Source organism: Mycobacterium angelicum (assembly GCF_002086155.1).
GTDB classification, from domain to species: domain Bacteria; phylum Actinomycetota; class Actinomycetes; order Mycobacteriales; family Mycobacteriaceae; genus Mycobacterium; species Mycobacterium angelicum.
The window spans coordinates 1-507 of record NZ_MVHE01000260.1; the positions used below are offsets into that span (position 1 = coordinate 1).

General features: G+C 79.3%; 1 protein-coding gene. It reads right to left on the minus strand.

Translation table 11 applies throughout. From position 1 onward, the window contains the following. A partial coding sequence (locus BST12_RS32645) for a hypothetical protein (RefSeq protein ID WP_211281416.1) occupies window positions 1–507 on the minus strand: 507 nt, incomplete at both ends.

Consider the following 507-nt stretch of genomic DNA (forward strand, 5'->3'; position numbering starts at 1 on the left):
CCGCTACCCCCGTTTCCGGCGTGGGAACCGCCGGCGCCACCCAATCCGCCGGTCCCGCCGCCACCGCCGCTGCTACCCAGGCCGCCGACACCACCGGCAGTCGTGGCGGCAGCACCATCAGCGCCGACGGCGCCGTTGCCGCCGTTACCGCCGGCGCCGCCGTTGCCGACCAAGCCGCCGTTGCCGCCGTTCCCGCCGGCCGCACCGGCCTGACCCGCGACCGCACCGGCGGCACCAGCCCCGCCGGCTCCGCCATTGCCGCCGCTAGTCGGGGTCGCCCCCACCGCACCACCAGCGCCCGGGCTCAGGCCGGCACCGCCGGCGGGGCCGGCGCCACCGGCCCCGGGATCGCCCCCGTCGCCGCCGTTGCCCCCGATGCCGTTGTTAACAGTCCACGCTCCCGCCCCACCGTTGCCGCCGTCGCCTCCCAGACCACCGGATCCGCCGGCCCCGCCGGCCCCGCCGACGCCTTGCACCCCGCCGTGACCCAGCAGCCCACCAGCACCG